Source organism: Mycobacterium fragae, assembly GCF_002102185.1.
Lineage (GTDB): Bacteria > Actinomycetota > Actinomycetes > Mycobacteriales > Mycobacteriaceae > Mycobacterium > Mycobacterium fragae.
Genome location: NZ_LQOW01000022.1, coordinates 24,139 through 39,866, shown reverse-complemented (window position 1 = coordinate 39,866; position 15,728 = coordinate 24,139). Strand labels below are relative to the sequence as shown.

At 67.7% G+C, this 15,728-nt stretch carries 14 protein-coding genes; 6 read left to right on the top strand and 8 right to left on the bottom strand.

What is annotated here, in order from left to right; all coding sequences use genetic code 11:
• Positions 1-23: 23 nt before the first annotated feature.
• From pheT to AWC06_RS10735, 4 genes are all read right to left on the bottom strand, one after another.
• Positions 24-2,531: a phenylalanine--tRNA ligase subunit beta gene (gene pheT, locus AWC06_RS10750; RefSeq protein WP_085197199.1), complete on the bottom strand. Its 2,508-nt coding sequence runs from the start codon at positions 2,529-2,531 to the stop codon at positions 24-26.
• Positions 2,531-3,574: a phenylalanine--tRNA ligase subunit alpha gene (pheS, locus tag AWC06_RS10745; protein WP_085197197.1), complete on the bottom strand. Its 1,044-nt coding sequence runs from the start codon at positions 3,572-3,574 to the stop codon at positions 2,531-2,533. The genes pheT and pheS overlap by 1 nt, the downstream gene beginning before the upstream one ends.
• Before the next feature lie 96 nt (positions 3,575-3,670).
• Positions 3,671-4,474 carry a rhomboid-like protein gene (locus AWC06_RS10740; protein WP_085197195.1) on the bottom strand — a complete coding sequence of 268 codons (804 nt, stop codon included), beginning with the start codon at positions 4,472-4,474 and terminating at the stop codon, positions 3,671-3,673.
• A 9-nt stretch (positions 4,475-4,483) separates the two neighbouring features.
• Positions 4,484-5,422 carry an adenylate/guanylate cyclase domain-containing protein gene (locus AWC06_RS10735; RefSeq protein ID WP_085197194.1) on the bottom strand — a complete coding sequence of 313 codons (939 nt, stop codon included), beginning with the start codon at positions 5,420-5,422 and terminating at the stop codon, positions 4,484-4,486.
• A 193-nt stretch (positions 5,423-5,615) separates the two neighbouring features.
• Between AWC06_RS10735 and AWC06_RS10730 the strand changes: the two genes are divergently transcribed.
• Positions 5,616-6,665, top strand: a complete 1,050-nt coding sequence (locus tag AWC06_RS10730; protein ID WP_085197236.1) for an oxygenase MpaB family protein — start codon at positions 5,616-5,618, stop codon at positions 6,663-6,665.
• Here AWC06_RS10730 and AWC06_RS10725 read toward each other — a convergent pair whose 3' ends face one another.
• Genes AWC06_RS10725 through infC form a run of 4 tightly spaced genes read right to left on the bottom strand, consistent with a single transcriptional unit; the run spans position 6,666 to position 8,691 of the window.
• Complete coding sequence (locus tag AWC06_RS10725; RefSeq protein WP_085197192.1) at positions 6,666-7,436, bottom strand: TrmH family RNA methyltransferase; 771 nt, start codon at positions 7,434-7,436, stop codon at positions 6,666-6,668.
• Between the two features lie 19 nt (positions 7,437-7,455).
• Positions 7,456-7,845, bottom strand: coding sequence for a 50S ribosomal protein L20 (gene rplT / locus AWC06_RS10720; protein ID WP_085197190.1), 390 nt, complete (start codon positions 7,843-7,845; stop codon positions 7,456-7,458).
• Positions 7,846-7,876: 31 nt separating this feature from the next.
• Positions 7,877-8,071, bottom strand: coding sequence for a 50S ribosomal protein L35 (gene rpmI, locus AWC06_RS10715; RefSeq protein WP_085197188.1), 195 nt, complete (start codon positions 8,069-8,071; stop codon positions 7,877-7,879).
• Positions 8,072-8,091: 20 nt separating this feature from the next.
• A complete protein-coding gene (gene infC, locus AWC06_RS10710) occupies positions 8,092-8,691 on the bottom strand; it encodes a translation initiation factor IF-3 (RefSeq protein ID WP_169715334.1) in 600 nt (199 codons plus the stop codon).
• Positions 8,692-9,050: 359 nt separating this feature from the next.
• Between infC and lysX the strand changes: the two genes are divergently transcribed.
• The 5 genes from lysX to AWC06_RS10685 all read left to right on the top strand — a co-directional run bounded on the left by lysX (position 9,051) and on the right by AWC06_RS10685 (position 15,712).
• Complete coding sequence (gene lysX, locus AWC06_RS10705) at positions 9,051-12,374, top strand: bifunctional lysylphosphatidylglycerol synthetase/lysine--tRNA ligase LysX (protein WP_211281946.1); 3,324 nt, start codon at positions 9,051-9,053, stop codon at positions 12,372-12,374.
• 61 nt (positions 12,375-12,435) lie between these two features.
• Entirely contained in the window at positions 12,436-13,875 is a 1,440-nt protein-coding gene (locus AWC06_RS10700; protein WP_211281945.1) for an alpha/beta hydrolase, read from the top strand.
• Between the two features lie 7 nt (positions 13,876-13,882).
• Positions 13,883-14,299 carry a DUF6653 family protein gene (locus AWC06_RS10695; RefSeq protein WP_085197182.1) on the top strand — a complete coding sequence of 139 codons (417 nt, stop codon included), beginning with the start codon at positions 13,883-13,885 and terminating at the stop codon, positions 14,297-14,299.
• Between the two features lie 9 nt (positions 14,300-14,308).
• Positions 14,309-14,539 carry a PspA/IM30 family protein gene (locus tag AWC06_RS10690; protein WP_085197180.1) on the top strand — a complete coding sequence of 77 codons (231 nt, stop codon included), beginning with the start codon at positions 14,309-14,311 and terminating at the stop codon, positions 14,537-14,539.
• A gap of 3 nt (positions 14,540-14,542) precedes the next feature.
• A complete protein-coding gene (locus AWC06_RS10685) occupies positions 14,543-15,712 on the top strand; it encodes a winged helix DNA-binding domain-containing protein (protein WP_085197178.1) in 1,170 nt (389 codons plus the stop codon).
• The last annotated feature ends 16 nt before the right edge of the window (positions 15,713-15,728 follow it).

The window sequence follows — 15,728 nt, the reverse complement described above, 5'->3', positions numbered from 1 at the left end:
GCTCGAGTGGTCAAACGGTCAAGCTAAGCCCGCAGGACCGCGCCTACGCGGTCGGCGGCACAGCGCACCGCGGCGTCCCGCGCCGCGCTGGCCTCGTCCTCGGTGAGCGTGCGGTCCGGTGCTCGGAACCGCAGGGCGAACGTCAACGACTTGCGATCCGCCCCGACCTGCGGGCCGGTGTACACGTCAAACAACCGGATATCCTCCAGCAACTCCCCTGCGCCGTCGCGCACCGCATCTTCGACCGTCTGCGCCGCGACGCTCGCGTCCACCACCATGCTGACGTCCTGGAATACCGCCGGATACGGCGACACCCGCGGCGCAGGCAACGCATCGACAATGGGCATCGCGTCGAGGTTCAACTCGACCGCGCACGCGCCCTTCGGCAGGCCGGATCGTTCGATCACCGCAGGATGCAGTTGCCCAGCGTGGCCGACCGTCGTGTCGCCGATGAGTACTTCCGCGCAGCGGCCGGGATGCCACGGCAGGTATTGCGCAGCCCGCAGAACCACCGCGATCCCGCTGGCGCGGGCGATGATCCGGACCGCCTCGAACGCGTCGGCCGGTTCGGCGCGCCGGCCTTCACCCCACGGGCCGCGCGGCTCCCGCAGCCCCGACAGCACCGCCGCGACGTGTCGTGGTTGGCGCGGCAAAGACGCGTCGAGCTCGGCGACCTCCGCATCAGTGGGACGGCGGTCCACGGGGATCAGCGCGACACCGCGGGTCCGCTCGGTCGGCTGGACCACCTGCGCGATGGTGAACAACGCGACGTCGACGATGCCGCGGGACACGTTGCGTGCCAGCGCTTCCAGTAGCCCGGGCAGCAGCGTGGTGGCCAAGTCCGGTCGGTCGGCCTCCAGCGGGTTGAGCACCTTGGTGGTGGTACGCCGCGGGTCGTCGGCGGGCAGCCCCCAGTCGTCGAACACGCCGGCCGGCAGAAACGGCGTCGGAAGCACCTCGACATAACCGGACAGCGCCAGCGCCTTGCCGATCGCGCGGCGCCGCTTCTGCTCGGCGGTGAGTCCACGTCCGGCCGGCGCCGACGGCAGCACCGACGGGATGGGTTCCAGCCCCTCCAGCCGCAGCACCTCCTCGACCAGATCGGCCGGTTGCAGCAGATCGGGCCGCCAGCTCGGCGGCGTGACGGTCAGGGTTTCGCCGTCACCGCTGACCGCGGCGCCGATCTGGGTCAGCCGTCTGGCCGTCGTACCCGGCGGGTACTGCAGCCCGGCTGTTCGGTCGGGCAGGTCGACGCCGATCCGGATCGGCGGCCCAGCCCAGTCGGCGGCCGAGTCGCCCACCGGCGGGTCGCCCCGCCAGTCGGTCAGCGCCGGCGACACCACGCCGCCCGCGATTTCGGCGAGCAGCGCGGCGCAACGATCCAGCGCGGCCACCGAGATGGCCGGGTCGACCGCACGCTCGTAGCGTCGGGCGGCCTCGCTGGGCAAGTGCAGCCGGCGCGCGGTGCGGGTGATCGCCGCGGGATCCCAGACCGCGGCCTCCAGCAGCACGTCGGTGGAGTCGTCGCGCATCTCTGTGCTGCCCGACCCCATCACGCCGCCGATCGCGGCGGTCGAGACGTCGTCGACAATGAGCACGTCGGCGTCATTGAGCCGGCGCTCGATGCCGTCGAGGGTGACCACGGTCTCGTCGGGCCGGGCAAACCGCACGTCGAAGCCGCCGCTGATCCGCTTGAGGTCGTGCGCGTGCATCGGATGGCCCAGCTCGAGCATCACGTAGTTCGTCGCGTCGACGGCCGGCGAGATCGCCCGGATGCCGCAGAGCAGCAGCCGTCGCTCCAGCCACCACGGTGTGACGGCGGTCGGGTCCATCCCGGTGACCGGGCGCAGCGCGAAGCGGCGCACACCGGTCCCGGGTTGCACGGTCAGCGGCCAGGCCTGTCCCTCAACAGGTAACGCCTCCACGACATCGCTGGAGGCCGGGTCGACGAAGTCGAGGTCGTAGGCGCAGGCGATCTCGCGCGCCAGCCCGCGAACCGACATGCAGTAGCCGCGGTCGGGGGTGATGGCCAGGTGAAAGACCACGTCGTCCAGCCCGAGCACGTCGACGCCGTCGGCACCCGGCTCGGCGGTTCCCGGCGGCAGCACAAGGATCCCGGAATGGTCTGCGGCCAAACCGAGTTCGGCCGTCGAGCAGATCATGCCGTCTGAGGTGCGGCCGTAGGTCTTGCGCGAGGTGATGGTGAAGCCGCCCGGCAGCACCGTCCCGGGCAACGCCACCACCACCAAGTCGCCGACCACGAAGTTGGTTGCCCCGCAGATGATTTCGCGCGCTTTATCTTCTCCCACATCGACCCGGCAGGCCCGGATCGGCTTCTTGAATTCGGTGAGGTCTTCGATCTCGACTACTCGCCCCACAGTCAGCGGTCCGTCGACGCTGCCGAGCGCGATCACCTCCTCGACCTCGTGGCCGATGCGCAGCAGCGTCTGCTCGAGTTCTTCCGCGGGCACATCCCAGCCGGGCGCTCCGCGGGCGACGACCTCGCGCAGCCAGCTGTATGGGACGCGCATCAGGCCCCCACCCCGAACGGCAGCGAGAACCGCACGTCACCCTCGACCATGTCGCGCATGTCGGGGATGCCATTACGGAATTGCAGGGTGCGCTCCAGCCCCATGCCGAACGCGAAACCCGAATACTCTTGCGCGTCAATGCCTGCGGCGCGCAACACGTTTGGGTTGACCATGCCGCAGCCACCCCACTCCACCCAGCCGGCACCGCCCTTCTTGCCGGCGAACCACACGTCGACCTCGGCCGACGGCTCGGTGAACGGGAAGAAGTGCGGCCGGATCCGAGTTCGGGCGGACGGCCCGAATTCCGCGCGGGCGAACGCGTCCAGCGTCCCTCGCAGATGAGCCATCGACAGCCCACGATCCACCGCCAACCCCTCGATCTGATGGAAGACGGGCGTATGGGTAGCGTCGATCTCATCGGTGCGAAACGCGCGGCCGATCGAGATGACGTAGACGGGCAGCTCGCGGTCGAGCAGGGTGCGTACCTGCACCGGCGAGGTGTGGGTGCGCAGCACCTGCCGGGAACCCTCCGGCGCAATGTAGAACGTGTCCTGCTCGCTGCGCGCGGGATGATCGGCGGGGAAGTTCAGCGCGTCGAAGTTGAACTGCTCGGTCTCGACCTCCGGCCCGTCGGCCAGTTCCCACCCCATCGCGATGAAGGTGTCGGCGATGTGGTCGGCCAGTATCGACACCGGGTGCCGCGCGCCGGCCGGCTGGCGGGTCGACGGCAAGGTCACGTCGATTTGCTCAGCGATCAGCACGGCGGCATCCCGCTCGGCGCGCAATGCCGCCAGCCGCTGGTCGTAGGACCGTTGAACGTCGGCGCGGGCGGTGTTGACGCGGCGGCCGGCGTCAGCGCGCTCGGGCTTGGGCAGGCCGGCCAATGCCTGGCGCGCCAACGCCAGCGGCCCGCGGTCACCGAGGTGGACGGTCTTGGCGCGTGCCAGGGCAGCGAGATCGGCCGCGGCGTCGAAGGCTTGCCGGGCTGCGTCGACCGCTTCGGTCAACGCCTCCGGCGACAGATCGACCGGCTGATCGGGCACGCGGCGACAGTCTCCTCGCTGATCAGGGATTCACGACACGGGCGTGACGCGCAAATGCCGATCATATGCGGTGAAACGAGGCCGATCGCGGACGTGTCAAGCGTTGCGTGCCGGCTGCGCGGCCGCCAACGCAGCCACCGGCAGCGCACGGCGCGGCATGCGTGAGCGGGTGATCCGCTCGGCCGCCAGCGCGCCCACTGCGCCGACGCCCACCGCAACCAGTGCCGACCATCCGTTGTGCGCCAGCAGAAGGAATCCGAAGGGCGCGGCGACAGCCAGCAGCAGGTAACGCAACCGGGTCCAGCGAGCCGGTCCCCGCAACCGGGTGGCGACCAGCATGCCGAGCAACAATGCGACGGCGTGCCCGACGTCGGTGAAATCGGCGCCCAAGACCGCTGCCGCGATTCCGGCCGGGACCCACCAGCCGATCCACGCGGGCCGCCACCGGGCCGACAGGGCCGCGGTCAGCGCGCCCAGCACCGCCACGGCGCCGTAGCTCATGCCGACATCGCTGGCGCGGGCGATGGACAGCGGCAGCCAGCCAAATTCGATTGCCGCGGTGATACCGGCGGCCACCACCAGCGTCGCGCCGATGTGGCCGGTGACGAAGACCGCGGCCACCCGGCCGCTGTGCCAGATCAGTTCGGCCAGGGCCAGCAGGCAAAACAAGCCGGGCAACCAGAAGTAGATCGGGCCGGTATCGGTGACGAATGCGCTGCCGAACAGGGTGCCCAGGTGACCGTGCGCCAAGTTGTGCACGTTGGTGCTGGCGTACCGGATGACCTGCTCGCGCACCCGCGGACCGAGAACCAGAAGGACGGTGCTGACAGTGACCAGAGCGGCGGCGTAGCCCAGCGTCATCCGGACCCGGGCCAGCCGGGACAAAATATTGAAGATCATCGGCCTCTACTATGCCTGCGAATTTTCGTCTTCTGTATCGTCCAGGCCTGACAAATCCCTGCCAGTTTCGCCGACCGCTTTGAGCCGGTAGACGGCCATGTCCCCCGGCAGCCCGGGAGTTTTGGCTGCGAACAGTGGTCGATGCGCCCGCTTGGCGGTGATTCCCAAGGCCTCCAAATCCTTCTGCGCAAGCCGGTCCAGCGTGGGCCCGGACACCATTACCCCTCCCCTGGTTGCGCGCTCCATGACACGGGCGGCGATGTTGACGTCGACGCCCAGCCAGTCGGCGGCCAGCCGCTGCGGTCGCCCGGTGTGGACACCGACGCGCATTCGCGGTTTGTAGCCCTCCACCTCGACCGACTTCACCTCCCGCTGAGCGGCGCAGACCGACTCCACCGCCACCAGCGGATCGGAGAACACCGCCATGATGCCGTCGCCCATTCGTTTGACGATGTGCCCGCCCGCATCCAGCAGTGGCGGTTCCACCGCCTGGGCTACCCGCCGCAAAAGCTTGAGGGTCGCGTCGTCGCCGGCCTGCAGGGCCCACGACGAGAAACCGACCAGGTCCGTGAAGACGAGTGTCACCTCGGGATTGGCCGGGCGTCGGGCAACCGCCTCGGTCATTGCCTGCCACACCTGAAGTGCGCCGAGGCTGACCTCGCGGGACGCACCGTTGCGGTCCCCCAGCAGACGGCCCGCGGCCCGCGCCGCGGCCCGCGGCCCGCCCTCGCCGGCGGTGGAGAGCGGATCACCGAAATCGGGATCACCGGGCAAGGCGCGCCGGGCCCGGCGGACCAGCTCGACCATGCCGGGACTGTGGTTTCTGCTGCGCAGCCAGTCCGCAGCGTTATGCATCCACTCCGGACTGCGACGTTTTGAACCAGGCGGATCCGACGTGGTCGCCGTTTGCTCGGGCTCGCCGGACGCCGGGTTGGGCCCGAGTTCCACATCGCCCAGGGTAGGTGGTGTCCGAAGAGACGGGCAACGACCGCTGTCGTGGTGTGCGCCACCGTGTCGGTCAAGCGCACTGATCACCCGGTTACGGCGGTCGATAACAGTACGGCGCGGCACGCCGGGAAATCATAGACAACATACGTTGTCAACATTATCGTGGGACGCATCAGGGACCCAGGAGGCCGTGATGACGCAGGACTCGATTGAGCACGCAGAGCGCGCCGTCCAGGCCGAGCCGCTCGGACCGGATTCGTTGACCTGGAAGTACTTCGGCGATCTGCGCACCGGGATGATGGGTGTGTGGATCGGCGCGATCCAGAACATGTATCCGGAGTTGGGCGCCGGCGTCGAGGAGCATTCCATCCTGCTGCGCGAACCGCTGCAACGAGTGGCACGGTCGGTGTATCCGATCATGGGCGTTGTCTACGACGGCAATCGCGCGGCACAGACCGGCCGGCAGATCAAGCAGTATCACCGCACCATCAAGGGCGTCGACGCGGTCGGCCGTCGCTACCACGCGCTGAACCCGGAAACCTTCTACTGGGCGCACGCGACGTTTTTCATGCTGGTGATCAAGGTCGCCGAATACTTCTGCGGCGGATTGACCGAGGCCGAGAAGCGCCAGCTGTTCGACGAGCACGTGCAGTGGTACCGGATGTACGGAATGAGCATGCGACCGGTGCCCAGGTCGTGGGAGGAGTTTCAGGAGTACTGGGAGAGGGTCTGCCGCGAGGAGCTGGAGATCAACCAGGCCACCCTGGACATCTTCCAGATCCGCATTCCCAAACCGAAGTTCGTGCTGATGCCCACTCCTCTCTGGGATCAGTTGTTCAAGCCGCTCGCCGCGGGGCAGCGCTGGATCGCCGCCGGACTGTTCGACCCGGTGGTACGCGAAAAGGCCGGAATGCGTTGGACACCGGGCGACGAGGTGTTGCTGCGCCTGTTCGGCAAGGTGGTCGAGCTGGCGTTTTTGGCGGTTCCCGACGAGATTCGGTTACATCCGCGCGCGCTGGCCGCTTACCGCCGCGCCGAGGGGCGAATCCCCGCCGACGCGCCGTTGGTGGAGGCGCCGCGATTCATGGCACCGCCGCGCGATCGACGCGGGCTGCCGATGCACTATTTCCCCCCTCGCACCCACCCCGCCAAAAACATCATCGAGCGCGCAGGGTCGCTTGTGCACACCACGTTCTCGTTGGCTGGCCTGCGTCCAGCGCGAGGTCGCGGCAAGGCCGCCTGACTAGCACTGCGCCCGGGCGCTCTGATAAAGGCAAATCGCCGCGGCCGCAGCCACATTGAGACTCTGCGCGTCGCCCGACATCGGGATCCGCACCCGGTGGTGCGCCTGACCCGCCACCTGGGCGGACAGACCGTGAGATTCCGCGCCGAACAGCCACGCCGTCGGCTCGGCGAGTTCAGCATCGTCCAAACACAGCTCACCGTCGACCGTGGTGGCGAGCACCTGTAGCCCCGCATCGCGCAGCGCACTGACAGCCCCGCCGATATCCGGCGCGACCACGACCGGGATCGAGAACATGCTGCCGGCCGAGGCGCGTAGGCATTTGCCGTTGTACGGGTCGACGCTGTGGCCGCCGAGAACCACCGCGGCGGCTCCCATCGCATCGGCGATGCGGATCAATGTACCCGCGTTACCCGGCTCGCCGATCTCCACAGCGACAGCGACCAACCGCGGACCGCTGGCCAGCACGTCGTCGAGGCCGGTGGCGGGGGTCTCACAGACCGCCACCAGGCCGGCCGGAGTCACCGTTTCCGACAACGCTTTTGCCGCGCGCTCGGTCACCAGGTGCACCGGTGCATGCTGCTGCGCGAGCAGCGCGGCGTAGCGCTGGGAAGCCGCCTCGGTGACGAAGACCTCGCGGGTCAATCCGCGCCGGGACGCCGCCTCCACAAGGTTTGCACCCTCGGCCAGGAACCGCTGGGCCCGGCGCCGCGCGACATGCCGATGCAGTTTGACCGCCGCGACCACGCGGGTCGAACGTTCGGTGAGCACCGGCTTGGCGCCGCGGGGCTTAAGCGGCCTCTCCGGAGGGTGCGTTGACGTCGTCGGGCAGAGCGGCCCTGGCGACGTCGACCAGCGCGGTGAACGCCCCGGGATCGCTCACGGCGATCTCGGCGAGGTTCTTGCGGTCGACCTCGACACCGGCGGCCTTGAGGCCCTGAATCAGTCGGTTGTAGGTGATGTCGTTGGCGCGGGCCGCCGCGTTGATCCGCGAGATCCACAGCTTGCGGAACTCGCCCTTGCGTGCGCGGCGATCGCGGAAGGCGTAGTTCAGTGAATGCAGTTGCTGCTCTTTGGCTTTGCGGTAAAGCCGGGATCGCTGACCGCGATAGCCTCGCGAGGCTTTCAGAATGGTGCGGCGCTTCTTATGGGCGTTGACCGCCCGCTTCACGCGTGCCATGGGTGTTCCTATCCTCGTGTGGACGTGATCGTTAGCCGTTCAGCAGCTTCTTGACCCGCTTGGTGTCGTTGGCGGACACCGCGGTGCGGCCTTCCAGCCGGCGTGTCCGGGTAGACGGCTTGTGCTCGAAATTGTGTCTGCGGTTGGCCTGCTGGCGCGCGAGCTTGCCGGTTCCGGTGCGCCGGAACCGCTTCGAGGCTCCGCTGTGGGTCTTGGCTTTAGGCATGTGTCCTCAGTTCTGCTGTGTCAGTTGGCCGATGGTTCGACGTCGCTGTTGGGCGCCGGCCGGGGCGCGGGGCTGCCGGCTTGCTGCGCGGCACGGGCCCGAGTCTTCGCGCCGCGGTGCGGTGCCAGCACCATCGTCATGTTGCGTCCGTCCTGCTTCGCCGACGTCTCGACGAATCCATAGTCGGCGACGTCGGCGCCCAGGCGCTGCAGCAGCCGATAGCCCAGTTCGGGCCGCGACTGCTCACGTCCGCGGAACATGATGGTTACCTTGACTTTCGATCCCGCCTCCAGGAACCGGATCACGTGGCCCTTTTTGGTCTCGTAGTCGTGATCGTCGATCTTGGGGCGCAACTTCTGTTCTTTGACGACGGTCTGCTGCTGGTTCTTGCGAGACTCGCGCGCCTTCTGCGCCGCCTCGTATTTGAACTTGCCGTAGTCCATGATCTTGCAGACCGGTGGCCGGGCGTTCGGAGCAACTTCGACAAGGTCGAGATCGGCGTCCGCGGCGACGCGGAGTGCATCTTCGATGCGCACGATGCCTACCTGCTCCCCTCCCGGACCGATCAGACGGACTTCAGGTACGCGGATGCGTTCGTTGACGCGGGTCTCAGTGCTGATGGGGCCTCCCTGGTTGTATTTCGGTCGCGACCGGCCGATGTCGGAGATCCAGCGGTCGAAATACCACACCATCAGCGAAAAGGCCCTGCATAAGCAGGGCCCTTGTGCCGACCGATCACGGCCCGTTGGGTCGAGCCGCCTGCGTCATGCGCAGAGCAGGCACCGCGAGGTGCCTGTGACCGGACCGCTGAGCCTTGAAACGATTTCGTGGCCAACGGTGGGAGTGGGACTCCACTTGCTGTCCCTGGCCTTCGCCGGGACGGTCGCGTCCACGAGTCTAGCAGTGATGATGGCTGAGCCGGATATCCGGCGGGTTGCTGGCAGGCGATTCGGAGTTTGAGGGAATATCCTCGCGGTCTGTGACACTCACTGCGTCTCGGCCGGGGAGCCGGTTCCGCTGGGTCCCCGCGGCCGCCGGGTGGACCGTCGGCGTCATCGCCACGCTGTCGTTGATCGCCAGCGTGTCGCCGCTGGTCCGGTGGGTCATCAAAGTGCCGCGCGAGTTCATCAACGACTACATATTCAACTTTCCCGACACCAGCTTCGCGTGGTCGTTCGTGTTGGCGTTGCTGGCCGGAGCGCTCACCGCGCGTAAGCGGATCGCCTGGTGGCTCCTGGTCATCAATCTGGTCGTGGCGGCCGCGTGGAACATTGCCGACCTGACGGTCGGCAGCCATATCCCCTTCAATACCCCGTTCAATCTCTTCGGCGAGAACCTCGGACTCGTCTTGCACGTGGCCGCGCTCGCGATTCTGGTTTTGGGCTACCGGGAGTTCTGGGCCAAGGTGCGGCCGGGCGCACTCTACAAGGCGGCAGGGGTGCTGTTCGCCGGCTGGGCGATGGGAATCCTGGCGGCCTGGGCGCTGGTCGAGATGTTTCCCGGCACGCTGGCGCGCGAGGACCGGTTCTTCTACGTGGTGGACCGCATAGTCGGATTCGCCCTGGCCGGGCCGGGCTCGTTCACGGGCAAGCCGCACGTTCTGCTCAACGCGGTCTTCGGGCTGTTCAGCGCGCTCGCGCTGATCGCCGCGGCGATTGTGCTGTTCCAATCGCAGCGCGCCGAAAACGCCCTCACCGGAGAGGACGAATCCGCCATCCGCGGCCTGCTCGAGCTGTACGGCAAGAACGACTCGCTGGGCTACTTCGCCACTCGCCGGGACAAGTCGGTGGTTTTCGCGCCGAGCGGCCGCGCCGCCATCACCTATCGCGTCGAGGTCGGCGTGTGTCTGGCCAGCGGCGATCCCGTCGGCGACCCACGCGCGTGGCCGCAGGCCATCGATGCCTGGTTGCGGCTGTGCCAGACGTATGGCTGGACGCCCGGGAACATGGGCGCCAGTTCGGCAGGGGCCAAGGCATTTCGCGACGCCGGGCTGAACGCGCTGGAGCTCGGCGACGAGGCCATCCTGCACACTGCGAATTTCAGACTCTCCGGTCGAGATATGCGCGGGGTGCGCCAGGCGGTGACGCGGGCGCGGCGGGCCGGGCTTTCCGTGCGGATCCGCCGGCACGGCGACGTCGACGCCGACGAGATGGCCCGGGTGATCGAACGCGCGGATGCCTGGCGGGACACCGAATCCGAGCGGGGCTTCTCGATGGCGTTGGGCCGGCTGGGCGATCCCGCCGACGCCGACTCGCTGCTGGTCGAAGCGATCCGACCCGACCGCACTGTGGTTGCAATGCTTTCGCTGGTGCCGTGGGGACACAACGGCGCTTCGCTGGATCTGATGCGTCGTTCTCCGCAGTCCCCGAACGGGACGATCGAGCTGATGGTCAGCGAGCTCGCTTTGCACGCTGAACGTATTGGGATCAGCCGTATTTCGCTGAACTTCGCCATGTTCCGCTCGGCGTTCGAGCAGGGCGCTCAACTCGGCGCCGGCCCGGTTGCACGGTTGTGGCGCGGATTCTTGCTGTTCTTCTCCCGGTGGTGGCAGTTGGAGACGCTGTACCGCTCGAACGCGAAGTACCAACCCGAGTGGGTGCCGCGGTACGCCTGCTACGAGGACGCTCGCATGATCCCTCGGGTCGGCGTCGCCTCGGTGATTGCGGAGGGTTTCCTTGTGCTGCCGTTCACTCGGCGCAACAGGCAACACACCGGCCATCACCCGTCCGTGCCACCGACACTCGTGGCCACTGGGCTGTTGCACCACGACGGCTCGGCGCCGGATGTATCCGGCTTGCGCCACGCTGAGCTGGGAGCCGGCGACGAGCGCCAACGCCGGCTACCCGAACAGATGCGAGTGCGGCTGTCCAAGCTGAAGATGCTGCAGGACAACGGCGTCGACCCCTACCCGGTGGGACAGCCACCCAGCCACACCGTCGCCCGGGCGCTCGGCGCCGACGATCAGACCGCCGTCTCCGTGTCGGGACGGGTGCTGCGGATCCGCGACTTCGGCGGCGTTCTGTTTGCACAGCTGCGCGACTGGTCAGCGGAAGTGCAGCTGCTGCTGGACAATTCGCTTCTGGAACACGGGCGCAACGCGGATTTCACCAAGGCCATCGACCTCGGCGACCTGGTCGAGGTGACCGGTCAAATGGGCTTCAGCAAGACGGGAACAAGGTCGCTGATCGTTCGCAGCTGGCGGCTGATCGGTAAGTGCTTGCGGCCGCTGCCCAACAAATGGAAGGGGCTGACTGACCCGGAGGCTCGCTTGCGTAGCCGCTATGTCGATCTGGCGGTCAATCCCGAGTCCCGCGAGCTGATCACCGCTCGCAGCAGCGTGCTGCGCGCAATCAGGGAAACCCTGTGCGCCAAGGGGTTTGTCGAGGTCGAGACCCCGATCCTGCAGCAGGTGCATGGCGGCGCCGCCGCCCGCCCGTTCGTCACCCACATCAACGCCTACGACCTCGACCTGTACCTGCGGATAGCGCCCGAGCTGTATCTGAAGCGGCTATGTGTCGGCGGTGTGGAACGAGTCTTCGAGCTGGGCCGGGCGTTCCGCAACGAGGGTGCCGACTTCAGTCACAACCCGGAGTTCACTCTGCTGGAGGCATATCAGGCGCACGCCGATTACACCGACTGGATCGATGGCTGCCGCGAGCTGATCCAAAACGCCGCCCACGCCGCAAACGGCGCGCGGGTGGTGATGCGGCCGCGTGCGGGCGGCCATGGCGACTGTCTGGAACCGGTCGACATATCCGGCGAGTGGCCGGTGAAGACCGTGCACGACGCGGTGTCCGAGGCGCTCGGCGAACACGTTGACGCCACCACCGAATTGTCCACGCTGCGCAAGCTTTGCGACGCCGCGCAGATTCCGTACCTGACGCGCTGGGACGCCGGCGCCGTGGTGCTGGAGCTCTACGAACAACTGGTGGAGGCTCGGACCGAGGAACCGACGTTCTACATCGACTTCCCCACCTCGGTGTCGCCGCTGACCCGGCCGCATCGCAGCAAGCCCGGCTTGGCTGAGCGGTGGGATCTGGTCGCCTGGGGCGTGGAGCTGGGGACCGCCTACAGCGAGCTCACCGACCCGGTGGAGCAGCGGCGCCGGTTACACGAGCAGTCCTTGCGGGCCGCCGGCGGGGATCCTGAAGCCATGGAGTTCGACGAGGACTTCCTGCATGCCATGGAGTACGCGATGCCGCCCACCGGGGGCCTCGGGATGGGTGTCGACCGCGTGGTCATGCTCGTCACCGGCCGCAGCATCCGAGAGACCCTGCCGTTCCCGTTGGCGAAACCCCGTTAACCGCGTGTACCTGCCGCGTTTTGCAGACAGCAACCAGAAACGTCGGTCAGGATGAGTCACAATGGATTCTGTGACAGATTCAACGGTGATCGTCGCCGCGCCCCTGCTGAGCGGACACCATACGTCGCTGATGCACGGCTGGGTCCCCAGCACGATCCAGGCCGTCACCGCGTCGGTGCTGCTGCTGGCGATCGGGTGGCGATCGCGCCGTTGGCGTCTGGTCTGGTTGCCGGTGGCGGCGGGCGTCGGGGTGGCGGTGGCCGCGTGGGCGCACTGGTTCATCACCATCGACGGCCTGGCCGACGACCCGGCGCCGTGGCTGCTGTGGTGCTGGATCGCCTTTAGCGGTGCCGCCGTAGCGATCCTGGTCCTGGGCTGGCCCAGCGCACGCTGGTGGCGGCGCGCCGCATCGGTGTTGGCGGTGCCGCTGTGTCTGCTCAGTTCGGCGCTCGCGCTCAACATGTGGGTCGGCTATTTCCCCACCGTGCAAACCGCGTGGAACCAGCTCACCGCCGGGCCGCTGCCCGACGAAACCGACCCGGCCAGTGTCAACGCCATGGCCGCCAAGGGGATTCGGCCGCACCGGGGCAGCGTGCTGGCGGTGAGGATCCCCGACAACGCGTCGCACTTCAAGCATCGCGGTGAACTGGTCTACCTGCCGCCGGCATGGTTTGCCCATCCAGGACCAGCACCGCCGCAGCTGCCGACCGTGATGATGATCGGCGGCGAGTTCAACACACCCGCCGATTGGCTGCGGGCCGGCAATGCCGTGACGACGATCGACGACTTCACGATCGCGCATGGCGGCAACGCCCCGGTGTTCGTGTTCGTGGATTCCGGCGGAGCGTTCAACAACGACACCGAATGCGTCAACGGAACACGCGGCAATGCGGCCGACCATCTGACCAAAGACGTCGTTCCGTATATGGTTTCGCATTTCGGGGTCAGTGCTAAGCCGTCGAACTGGGGTATCGTCGGCTGGTCCATGGGCGGAACGTGCGCGCTGGATCTCACCGTCATGCACCCGGAGTTGTTCAGCTCATTCGTCGACATCGCCGGCGACTTCGGCCCCGACACCGGGACCAAGGCGCAGACCATCGCCCGGCTGTTCGGCGGCGACGCCAAAGCGTGGGCCGCGTTCGACCCAACCACGGTGATCACCAAACACGGCCGCTATTCCGGGGTTTCGGGTTGGTTCGATATTTCTTCCGACAACCTGCCGCCACGGCATCGCAGCACCCCGGTGGCCGAGACCGGCGGGGCAACAACCAACGGCCAGCAGACCACTGCGCGCAACGAGCAGACCGCCGCCGCTGAGTCGTTGTGCCACCTCGGCCGCGCCAACGGCATCGACTGCGCGATCGTCGCCCAGCCCGGCAGACACGATTGGCCGTTTGCGAGTAAGGCCTTCACGGCTGCACTGCCCTGGCTGGCCGGCCGGCTGGGCACGCCGGGCGTACCCCGGATTCTATTACCGAACGCCTCCCCTCCGCGCGCGTAACCCCTCCATGTCACTGCTGGCACGCGTTCGCCGCGCGATATTCGCTCGCCACGCCAACCCGTGGAGCGCGTGGACGCGCTGGGCGAGTACACCGCTGGTGTTGGTGCCCGTGTGGACGCGGCGACCGAGCCATGCGGTCTTGGTCGGCGCGTGGCTGGCGGTCAACCCGATCATCTTCCCGAAGGTCACCGATGAGCACAGTTGGGCGACCCGGGCGATGCTCGGCGAAGAACTGTGGATCACCCGCAGACCGAAGGACGCCGCGGCGGCGTTGACCGCAGTGACCTCGGCTGCCGCCGTGATCGCGATCGTCGCGGCGCGACGGCACCGCCTGGTACCAGCGGCCGCCGCGACCGCGGCGCAGATGGCGCTGACGCTGGTGTACTGGGAGCAAATGGCGCGCTACCTGGACCGCCACCGGTAACGTGGAGCCGTGCCCGACGAACCAGACCCCGACCCCGGATACGACAGTTCGGGCGTGCCGACGTTCGAATCGGTCCGCGAGAAGATCGAGACGCGGTACGGAACGTCGTTGGGCGCCGCGGAATTAGATGCGGAGACCGCGGAGGGCCGCAGCGTCGAGGAGCAATATCAGGCACAGCAGCAAGCGGCCGCCGACCGCCTGGCCGAAATCCGCAAATCAATGCACGAGGATTCCGATTGAGCGGTGCGAACGTTTAGCGTCGCTGAGCGACGGACCCGCTTGGCGCACAGGCATTTTCTGTCGGATGGCGAGTCGGACTCGATAGCGTCGATCACTACCGCACTGGTTGGTCTACATGCCACTGATCCAGCGACGCCGTACCTGTCGCTGTGGGCGCGCATGTCGGGTTTTGTAACTGCCGACTTGGACGACGAGTTATACCAGAAGCGTTCTATGGTCCGGCATCTGGCGATGCGGCGGACCCTGTGGCTGATTAACGCCGATGACCTGGCGATGATTCAGCCGGCGGCAAGTGACCGGGTTGCGGACAACGAACGCCGCCGGCTGATCGCCGACGTGCGAAAGGCGGGGGCCGCCGCAGACGGCGAGCGTTGGCTGGACCAGGCTTGCGCGGCGGTGCTGGGTCGCCTGGCCGAACACGGTGTCGCCAGCAGCACCGAGTTGCGGGCCGAACTGCCCGAGTTGTCCGCAACCTACGATCCGGCGCCGGGAAAGCCTTGGGGCGGCACGGTTCCGCTCGCGCCACGCGTGCTTACGGTGCTCTCGGCTCGCGGCGATATTGTGCGCGGACCCAATGACGGGCCGTGGACCACGTCGCGACCCCGTTGGGCCACCGTCGACAAGTGGCTGACCGACCGGGCCGAGCCGATGCCCGCGCACGCCGCCCGCGCCGAGCTGACCCGGCGATGGCTGCGCACGTTCGGGCCCGCCACCGCCGAGGACGTCAAGTGGTGGATCGACACCACCTTGACTGCGGCACGCAACGCTCTCTCCGACATCGACGCGGTGGAAGTCGACTTACATGGCAGTCCCGGCTACGCGTTGCCCGATGACCTGGAGCCCGAGGGGGATGTGCCGCAATGGGTCGCGCTGCTGCCCGGGCTCGACGCCACCACCATGGGCTGGTACCAACGCGACTGGTATCTCGGTGAACACCGCGACCAGTTGTTCGACCGCACCGGCAACGCCGGCCCCACCGCGTGGTGGAACGGCCGCGTGGTGGGCGGCTGGTATCAGGACGCCGACGCTCGCGTGCAGCTGCAGCTGCTGGAGGACCCCGGCCGTGACGCTCGACGAGCGTTGCAGCGCCGGGCCGACGACCTCACCGGCTGGCTGGACGGGGTACGGATCAGCCCGCGGTTCCCGTCGCCGCTCTCGAAGGCCGCGCGCTAAGCAGTCAGCGCGATAA